Here is a 9,669-nt window from a genome sequence, read left to right as displayed (position 1 = left end):
CGCAATGTGTCGTTTGCGGCCGGTGACTTTTTTTGCCGCATCAAAACCACGGTTTTCGCCGCCTTCCGCCGTGCGAACCGATTGACTGTCGATAATCGCCGCCGTCGGGGTCGGCTTCTTCGCTGCCTGCCTTCGCACCTTTTCCCGCAACCTGTCGTGCATGTGAACCCAGGTTCCATCTTTGACCCACGTCCGATACACGCGATAGACGGTTTGCCAGGGACCGAATTCGCGGGGAAGATAACGCCACTGGCATCCGGTTCGATTCCAGTACAGAATCGCGTCCATGATCAATCGCCGATCGGTTCTCGGACGACCCAGATGATTTTCGCCAGGAAACAGCTTGCTGATCAATCGCCATTGCTCGTCAGAAACACTGCTGGGATACTCCGTACACTTCATCGCTATAGCTCCATCCGTGGAAAGTCGTAAGTCCACCGGAGCTATAGCGATTTTTCCAAATCAATGCCATTTTGAAACACGGTCTTAACCCACGAGCCCGAACGCCTCATTCCTACCCGTGAGCGGTATATTTTCGCGATCGAAGACCCTGGGACGCTCACGGTGGGTGTCACTCAGAATGTGAATGTGTTCGTTAGTGTTACAGGTGGCGAAGCTGCATTTCAGTCGTCTGGCTGGCAGGTGGGGCTTTCGCCGTTGAATCCAGTGGGGCTGCCGAATGGACTTGTGGATGTGACGATTGGGACTGCCACGAACGCGACTGGAGTGTTTGCCGGAACGCAACTGAATGGAGGTGCTCAAGACGTTTCAGGAGCCGGTGGCTTGGTTTTCCCCTCGACGATTGAAGTTCAGAACTCATCATTCTTCCCCACAGCCGTTCCAGGTGATGGCAGTTACGGGCTTTTTGCACTGCCGGTGACGTTCAATGAGGCGGGCAGTTTCGATCTTGTGATCGAGCCCGATGCAACCTTTACTCAGTTTTTCACAAATTCGGCGACGTCGCTGGGAGCGTTGCCCACGTTGACGCTGACTGCCACCGCAGTTCCAGAGCCGTCGACTTGGGCTCTTTGTGGGGTGGTGTTTGCTTGTCTCGGCTGCTCCGTCATGCGTCGTTGCCGAAAATGCCGGGCTGTAGAGGCTAAAGCGTAATTGACTTTGCTGAGAGTTCGGAGAAACGCTTGACTACTGGGCATTATGGGCTGTGCCACGACGATTTGCGAGCCAACGATCGACGGCAGTTTTGTCACTGGATTTCTGGCCGGGCGGATTACGGAATATGAGTCGTCGCGGTTTGCCTTGGTGCCATGTCCATCGTGTTTTGATGTGTGCCACTGGCTGTGCCCGTGTTTTCAAAGATGGAGGACACCGGCACAGCCAGTGGCGCACGACCCATCGATTCATACCTGACGAAGCACTAGGGCCGGCGTGTTTGAAATCTTGCAGGTAGTGGCGTGATTGTTGCAGGGAGATGGCGACATTCAACTGAGGCTGGACATGATCGAAAAGGCGGTCGATCGCTGCCGCGGTGGTCATCGCGTCCTTGAAGATTTGGTTCCTTTGCTGAACGCAAGGTTGCTCGTCAGCAGTACGCTGCCTCGTTCGTGGCGTTCGGTGAGAAGAGTGAATAAGACATTCTTCTCTTCGCGGCTCTGCTGGACGTAGCTCAGGTCATCGATAATCAGGCCCTCGGAGCTCGAAAGCTGTTTGATCATCTTCGGCAGCCGCAGATCTCATTTGGCGATTAGCAACTGCTGCACCAGCAGATTGCAGGTGGTAAACGGGATGCCGCGGCCCGGCCGAATTAGCTGTTCCGCTTGTCCCGCAGCCGGCCCAGCCACGACGGAGCGGTGGGCCAGTATGACCTGTTCATCGCCGACCTTCGCGTGGCCGATTTCCGCAGGATCCTGCTGTGTGGCGACACGGATTATTCCCAGGCCGAACACTTGGACCGCTGGGATGAGGACGGCGTTCTGTTCCACTTCGGCTATGTCGCGTACCCGAATCACAGGGAAAAAGCAGACACTCTGGATGAATCGCAATGGCAGCGGCGGAATCGCCCGCTGCCGTACCAGGTTCACACGCGACGGCGGAAGAAGCCGATTCGCCATTTGATGCGCTTCCAGCGCCGCCAGTGCGACTGATCGTAGAACGCCGCCAGCATCAGTAGGTCACGCTTGCGAAGTCGAGGCAGCCCCTTCAACTGACTGATGTCAATATCGGAATCGGTGGTGTACTCATCTGCGACAACGCTGCACAACCGTCGGGTCGACAGAGTCAGCAGCGCATCCATGTGGTCCCACAATCGCCAATGCTGCAGGCAGTGGTCCGGCTGCCGCTTTCGACCGTGCAGTCGATCGCGAAACGTGTCCAGGAACGGATTCAGATCGTCATAGCTGATGACGAACGCGCGGTCCTGCGGATTGTCGTGATTGTGTCGCCGAAGCGAATTGATCAACTGCAGCCGTATCGCCGTTTTCCCGGATCCCTTCTCGCCAAACACAATCGATGTGCCCGGGTTGGAGCAGTCACCCAGAATCTTGTCCCACGCAGGGTGATAGATGGTGTGTGCACAGTGGTCCTGAAAAATGTGGTCCGACTGCGCATCCTCCTGGCTGAACGGATTGTACTGGACTCCATGATGTTCCAGGAGTTGTTGAATCTTCATGGTGACCAGTTGCTGCGGAGTGGAATGACGCTGTCACAGGAGGGCAGCGTATTCGCAGCGGACCTGATATCAAAGCGGTTTCTCGGTCACCACAACTATTTCACCTGCATCGCAATGCGCGAGTTCGGTCTTCCATTCGCGCACGCAATTGCGCCACACACGTCCGTCGTGCATGTTGGTTATTCCGGCACGACAGAAATTCTGCTGAGGGGACCGACGACGACCTGGAAGCGTCCTGCCAACAGCGAAGTATCGGCGGGCATCAGCTGCGGTCGGCTGAGATACGATCAGAAGTCCGGCGGAATGAAGCGACCGTGATTCGATCCACAGCCCGCAGTTCCGCGACCACATGCGACCTCACGAAACTGCTTTCCGACGACGCAATCGTGCCGCAGCGAATCCCGCCGCCAGTATCGAAAGGGCTGCCAGCGACGAAGGCTCCGGAACGGCTGCGAGCTGCGGGTACAGAAACTGCCGCATCGCATAGTCGTCGTTCTTCAGCCCGATCGGAAATCCACCGGCGTCGTCCGACTCCATCAAAATCGCGACCCCCGCAGTATCAAGGCCGGGATCGCCGTTTGCTACGGAATACAGACTCAGGCCGCTGCCGGCGATGTTGTCAGGGTCAAGCGGATTGACCAGGTCGGCCCAGGAATTCATCAGAGTGGCCAGAGCTGTACTGTTGTTGGTTCCATCGAAATTGTCATCGAGAAAGATGGCCGTGCCATCGGCAAGCTCCACGTCGGCCAGCCCCAGAGCGTGGCCAAGTTCATGTGTCAGCAGGAGTTCAAAATCCTGAACGGTCAGTTGACTGGCGCTGAGAAAGATATCTGCCCCGCTGATCGCGAACGAACTGTACCCGGACACTCCGGACGTGAGTTCGACCTGCGTTCCCAGTGCCGACACCTGAGCGAAACCCGATCCCGCGCCGAGTTCAGAGTTTGCAAACAGATCGATTTCTGAACCCAGACGCAGATTCTCGAAAGCGCCCGACGACGTGCCGCTGTTGACCGCCGTGCCGAAGTCCTGAACAAACGAGATTGAGGTTCCGAATCCGGAGACGGGATCGACCGAAGTCCAGTGAGAAAAGGCATTCGTCACGGCTTGTTCGAACTCCACCTCCGTAGGCGCCACATCCCAGGAAAACAGGCTGTAGTAGCTCGAAAAACTTCCGCCTTCGATCGAATACCGCAGGCCGCCTGCCAGTGATCGTTCGATATCGCCATCGGGCGTTCCCAGATGCACCAGCGACGCATTGTCCCACCGCCACTGCGGACTGCCGAATTCATAGCCAAACGTCACACCCGCGACGGCTGTCCGACTGCAGGAGAACAAGATGGCGGCAAGTGCGACCACGAGAAGAGTACTGCTTCTGCAATACCTGGATTTGCTGTCTGGCATACGAGTCTCACAATTTGGTGACGCCGAAAACGCACGATGGTATCTCTGTAATGGCGCAATGCCCCAGCCGGTCCTTCATTCGTTTTGCTGGTCGGAGTGTCATTCAACGACGACTGAGATGTTGTTAAACGGATCAACGATCAGTTGCGAAAACGCATCGAACTGCCGAGGATCGATGAACATCAGAAACGGCCGCCGAAGATACGAACGCGAATTCAGAGGAATGACGCTGCCGCTGAAATTCGAACCGGAACCGGATCCTCCCCCTGGGCCGCCAGCCCCGCCGCCTCCGCCGGCCGGACCGCTGCCTCCACCAGCTGTACCGCCGCCCGGACCTGCGTTCGGACCGGCCGGGCCTGATGCTCCACTGGAAATGCCGGGGCGTCGGCCCGGTAGACGCGCGAATCCGCGAGCCTGGACGGTCGCTTTGAAGTCACCGCTCAGGACAGACTTTTCAAAGTTCGCCTGGACCAGCCGAGTCGCATCATCTGCCGCAGCTGCCTGAGCGATGATGTTTAGTTCGGTGGCGACTCCGGCAAAGATCGCGGTGTTTGCACTAATGATGATGTTTGACGACTTTGCCACCGATTCGACAAGGAAATCGAATTCGCCGTCAGATGGCTGCGCGGGCAAGGCAGTGCTGCCAGTCTTCACCGGTTGACCGTAGTGAAACGGGCCGACCTTGAAGAAGGGACCACCGGCACCATTTGAAGTGTAGCTGGCTCCGCCGCCACTGCCCGACGCTCCGCCTGGACCAACAGTCGTTTGAGTCCCGGGCGCCCTAAAAGTCACTCCATCGCCGTTGATCCCAACGGAGGTTTCGCCGCCGGAGGCCGTGATTCCGCCGGCACCAACTGTGAGCTTCTCGCCAAAGCCATCGGAAATCGAAACCCCACTCCCGCCCACGGAAATACCGCCGCCGAGGTCAAAGTCAGGAACCTTCGATAGGTCACCCAGTCCAGACGGGCCGCCCGAAACAACACAGTTCGCTCCCTGACACTGAATCTGGAAGCGGAATGGGACATCCTTGCCGTAGAAGATCGCGGCCTGAGCAACAGCCTGGTTCGCCGCCAGCGCTCCGCCGTACGATGCAATGGCCTGCATGCCGGTTGGATCGACGGCGTTCAGCGGGTCGTTGGCGACGTAGCGTTGAAGGTTTGCGTCGCCACCGCTGAAGCCCAGCGGATCTTCGCTGATGAACCGGCCAAGCGTCGGATCGTAGTAGCGTGCCCGGTAGTAATACAGACCCGTTTCGGCGTCGTATTCCCGGCCGGTGAACTTGAACCGATCGCCGAACGCAGGGTTTGACTCGTCCGCGACATTTCCGAAGCTGTCGTAGTCGATATGGTCAACGGTTGTGCCTGTTTCGTCGGCAATGTCGCGAACCGTGCCGAGACGGTCGGTCAGATACCACGCTGTTCCTTCGCCTGGCCGCCAGCGAGCAAAGAATTCGTCGACCTGGCCGCTGGGCAGATAACGGGCGGTCACATTTTTGGCATCATCAAAGTCGGCCCAGGCAGCGTCGAATGAGTACACCGTTGCAGTCACAATTCCGTCGACATCCTTTCGAATGCGCCGGTTCAGCGCATCGTAGGTATATGTTGCGAAGCTTTGCGACGTTCCTGTTGAATCGAATTGTTCGACCTGCGTCAGGCGATTGCGGTAGTCCCATGTGAATTCCGTGTAGTCGCCGGACCCGATCTGTGTTCGGCGAATCAGATTGCCTTCGTTGTCATACGCGTAGTTGTAGGTCCCGTCGGATTCGATGCGGTTGTTCGCGGCAACAACGAAGCCGGGATCTGTTCGGTTGCCGTTCTCGTCATACTGGAAGGTCTGATCCGCGACAGACGCACCGCTGCTGTAGTCGGCGGCAGTCAACTGGCCGAGCGCATCGTATTCATAGGCAACGGAAGCGCCGTGATGGGCTTCATTCACCAGGCGGCCCGCTTCATCGAACAGATAGTCATAGTCGACGAAGACCTGATCGAGTTCGTCCTGATGTTGAATATCAGTCAGCCGGCCTGCGGCGTCGTAGTCGTAAATCGAGCTGCCAATTGCAGCCAAACCGCTGGCATCGGAGTAGCGAGTCACGTGAGTACGTTCGCGTCGGGCGTTGTAGTCTACATCGACACTGGCCGGATCGATGCCTCCTCCCTGCCATACTCGATTGATCAGCAGATCGCGTTCATCGTACAGCGAAGTTACCTGGACGCCGCTGTCGTCGTGAGTATTCAGCAGGTTGCCGACGGCGTCATAGGTGTATGTCAGAACAATATCCGGCAGTCGCGGTGTTCCCGTAACATCGGCTGTGCTGACGCGGCTCAGCAGGTCGTAAGTAAAGGTCAGGACGCTGTCGGGGTCGCTCGCCGCGAGGAGATTCCCGACGGCGTCGTACACGAAAGTGACCTGTCGAAGCACAGACGACGCATTGTCCAGCCAACGTTCCTCGACGACACGATTCAGCGCGTCGTAGTTGAATTCGGTCACTCGATCATTGCGGTCCGTGACTCGAATCCGGTTACCGTTCGCGTCGTAAGCAAATGACGTTGACAGCCCGAGAGGGTCGGTTTCGGTAGTCAGACGGCCGATTGCGTCGTAAGCGAATGTTGTCTTCTGGTCGAGTGCATCGGTGACCGATGTTCGCCGTCCGAGTGCGTCATAGCCGAACTGCGTTCGTTCGCCCGCCGCGTCAGTAACTGCCGTCAGGCGATAAAGGCTGTCATAAGAATAGGTTGTTGTGCGGGCAGTGGGGTCAGTGAGTGATTCCAAATTGCCGACGGCATCATACGTATAAGCGGTCGTATTGCCGATCGGATCAGTAACTCTGATCAGCCTGTCCAGCGCGTCGTACACATAGGACGTTGTTTGATCTGCAGGGTCAATTGCGGTCTCGATGTTACCGGCCGCATCGTAGGTGAAGTGAAGTGTCTCGCCAGCGGGATCAACGATCCGCGTCACTCGATCGCGCGAGTCGTAGAACAGGTTCGACACGTGGTCGTTCGCGTCGGTGAACGTTCGCAGGTTGCCGTTGGCGTCGTATGTGTATTCAAAGCGACCGCCCAGCGGATCGGTCGCCGAAACGAGACGGTTGAGGCTGTCATAGACGTAAGTCACGGTGGCGCCGTTTGCCTGCATCGCTGTCAGCAGGTTGCCGGCCGCATCGTACGTGTAAGAGGTCGTACCGCCGAGAGAATCCATCGTCTCCAGCAATCGGCCCATTGCGTCATATTGGTACTCAGTACGATTTCCCCTGGGATCGATGACCGCGGTGACATTTCCGACCGAGTCATATTCATACCTCACAGTATTTCCGAGTGCATCGACGACGGACTCGACTTCGCCGTCAGCGCGGTAGTCTGTCGTCGTGATGCCGCCGAGCGGGTCGGTGACCGTAACCAACTGGTTATTATCGTCGTATCCGAATTGAGTCGTGTTACCGGCAGCATCCGTTACCGCAGTCCGGCGACCCTTCTCGTCGAACACATACCGGGTGATTCGCCCAAGGGCATCCGTTCGACTGCTGAGATAGCGACCGTCGTAGGTGTAGGTCGTGGTTTGACCAAGAGCGTTTTCGACGGACGTGGGCCGTCCGATTGCGTCGTACGTGTAAAGTGTCGCGAAGCCGTTTTCGTCGACTGCTCTGGTGACCTGGCCGAGGTAATTGTATTCGTAGCGTTCCCGCGTGCCGTCGGCGTGGATGACTTCTTCAGGGCGAGGTCCGCTGCCGTATACGTACTGCGTGCTGTTGCCGTTGTTGTCGGTGTACGATGTCGGACGGCCCTGTGCATCGTATTGGTAGGAACTGACGACTCCAGCCGCGTTGACGTACTGAATCAGGTTGCCGGCTTCGTCGTATCTGGAGCGAGATACATTGCCGGCTGAGTCCATGATGGACGTCACCTGGTTGTCTTCGCCGTAGGTCAGGACGAAGCTGTTGCCGAGCGGGTCCTTGAGGCTGGTCAGGTTGCCGCGGGTGTCGATGGTGCGTGTAACAACATTTCCGTTGCCATCGGTGGCCGTGATGATGTTGTCGCTGGCGTCGTAGGTGAACGAGACCGATTCACCGAGGGCGTCCGTGAATGAAAGCAGGTTGCCGCGGGAGTCGAACCGCGTGGTGATTTCGTTGCCGAGCGGGTCAGTGATCGTTTCGCTGAGTTGCCCCGGATTGTACGTGTTCTGAATCGTCGCACCGCCGGCGTCTGTGCTTCTCGTCAACCGTCCGTCGGCGTCGTATTGCAGCTCGAAAACCGTGTTGCCGTTGGGATCGACCGCCGTTTCCATGAAGTGCGCCGGGGCCGTCAGGTACGTATATTGCGTGAGCAGGCCGGCCTGATCAGTGAAACGGGTCAGGTCTCCGTTCGCATCGTATTCGTAAGTCAACGACCGGCCAGCGGGGTCAATGACCTGCGAGATCCGGCCCGCAGGATCTCGCACGAACCGAACGGATTCACCCGTGGAACTGAAGATCCCGTCTTCGCGGAACTCCAACCGGTTACCGTTTCGATCAATGACATTCTGCAGTCCGGAGAACTGACCGTACTCGTAGACGACTCCATCACGCGTTGTCAGTCTGTACGCCGACGGATTGAACGGGTTGCCGAAGAATCCGCTATAGAACGCCCCATTCACCAAACGCAGCGGGATCGAGCCCACATCCAGTGTGTCGTACACACCGGGATCGGGAACAAACCTCGGCGAGAACGAACCGCCGCCAAAGAGGCTGAACTGCGGCTCGGGGTCGAACGTGAATCCAACACGTTTACCTTCGGGATTGGTGAGATAGACTCGCGTTCCGGCTTTGAATGGAGTCGCCGCCAGGATCAGCCCATCTTTCTCCAGGGGATTGACCGGAATCGTTTCACGAATCTGAGCGTCTTGAATTGCGAGGTTCCAGCCAAATCCAAAATCTCCCTGTTCACCCGACTGGCGAGTGTCGTAGGTTCGCGTGAGTTCGATTGGAGTTCCCGCCACGGACACCGCTAGATCAGTCTGATTCAGTGTGAACTGTCCGAATTTCAGTTGCCCGTCTATGCTGATTGGCAGCGTTTGAGCCGATACGTTGCCGCTGAGGTCTTGTGCGAAGACTCGGATGATGTACGAGTCATTCATCAGCAGCGTCGGGTCGAATGTGCCGAGCAGCGCGTTGGTGACGTCGGCTGTTCCGGTGGCGATCGTGACGTAGTCCGGATCGAATGCTGTCGGGTCGTTGATGTCGACCAGATCCGCTCGGCCGAATTCCACCGTGAAGAATTCCAGGTTGTCGTCGGTCACCGAACCGATGATGTCGGTCAGCGTTGTGACTTCAGAATTCGGCGACGGTCCGGTGATGTCGATGACCGGTCCGAGCGTGTCCGCGGGATCGATAACTCGCAGCGTGACCGAAGCGGTCGTTTCGTTGCCGGCTTCGTCGAAGGCCGTGGCGACAATGTCGAACAGGCCGGGAGTCGCAGAGCGGAACGACGCCGTACCGAACGAATCGACGACGACCGGTGTTCCGTCGATCGTCAGCGCGTCCGGTCGACGGCAACGTCGTCGGTTGCCAGGACCTGAATGACAACGTCCGAGCTGATGGCCGCCGGATTGGCGGCTCAGCAGCAGGTCGACGACAGGAGCTGTCATGTCGGGAGTCACGTCGAGCGTGA

Annotated in this window: 6 protein-coding genes; 1 reads left to right on the top strand and 5 read right to left on the bottom strand. The window is 57.7% G+C overall.

The window, feature by feature from the left end; translation table 11 throughout:
• A partial coding sequence (locus R3C19_13080; protein MEZ6061272.1) for an IS5 family transposase occupies positions 1 to 402 on the bottom strand: 402 nt, incomplete at its 3' end.
• Positions 403 to 564: 162 nt separating this feature from the next.
• Between R3C19_13080 and R3C19_13075 the strand changes: the two genes are divergently transcribed.
• Complete coding sequence (locus R3C19_13075) at positions 565 to 1,110, top strand: PEP-CTERM sorting domain-containing protein (GenBank protein ID MEZ6061271.1); 546 nt, start codon at positions 565 to 567, stop codon at positions 1,108 to 1,110.
• A gap of 581 nt (positions 1,111 to 1,691) precedes the next feature.
• Here the strand turns inward: R3C19_13075 and R3C19_13070 are convergent.
• From R3C19_13070 to R3C19_13055, 4 genes are all read right to left on the bottom strand, one after another.
• Complete coding sequence (locus R3C19_13070) at positions 1,692 to 1,940, bottom strand: hypothetical protein (GenBank protein ID MEZ6061270.1); 249 nt, start codon at positions 1,938 to 1,940, stop codon at positions 1,692 to 1,694.
• A 95-nt stretch (positions 1,941 to 2,035) separates the two neighbouring features.
• Entirely contained in the window at positions 2,036 to 2,626 is a 591-nt protein-coding gene (locus R3C19_13065; GenBank protein ID MEZ6061269.1) for a hypothetical protein, read from the bottom strand.
• A gap of 357 nt (positions 2,627 to 2,983) precedes the next feature.
• Complete coding sequence (locus R3C19_13060) at positions 2,984 to 3,982, bottom strand: PEP-CTERM sorting domain-containing protein (GenBank protein MEZ6061268.1); 999 nt, start codon at positions 3,980 to 3,982, stop codon at positions 2,984 to 2,986.
• A 144-nt stretch (positions 3,983 to 4,126) separates the two neighbouring features.
• On the bottom strand, positions 4,127 to 9,646 hold the full coding sequence (locus R3C19_13055; GenBank protein ID MEZ6061267.1) for an RHS repeat-associated core domain-containing protein: 5,520 nt from the start codon (positions 9,644 to 9,646) through the stop codon (positions 4,127 to 4,129).
• Positions 9,647 to 9,669: the final 23 nt, after the last annotated feature.

The organism is Planctomycetaceae bacterium (assembly GCA_041398785.1).
Taxonomy (GTDB): domain Bacteria; phylum Planctomycetota; class Planctomycetia; order Planctomycetales; family Planctomycetaceae; genus JAWKUA01.
The sequence above is the reverse complement of the archived record's forward strand: the minus strand, read 5'-3'. Positions and strand labels throughout refer to the sequence as shown.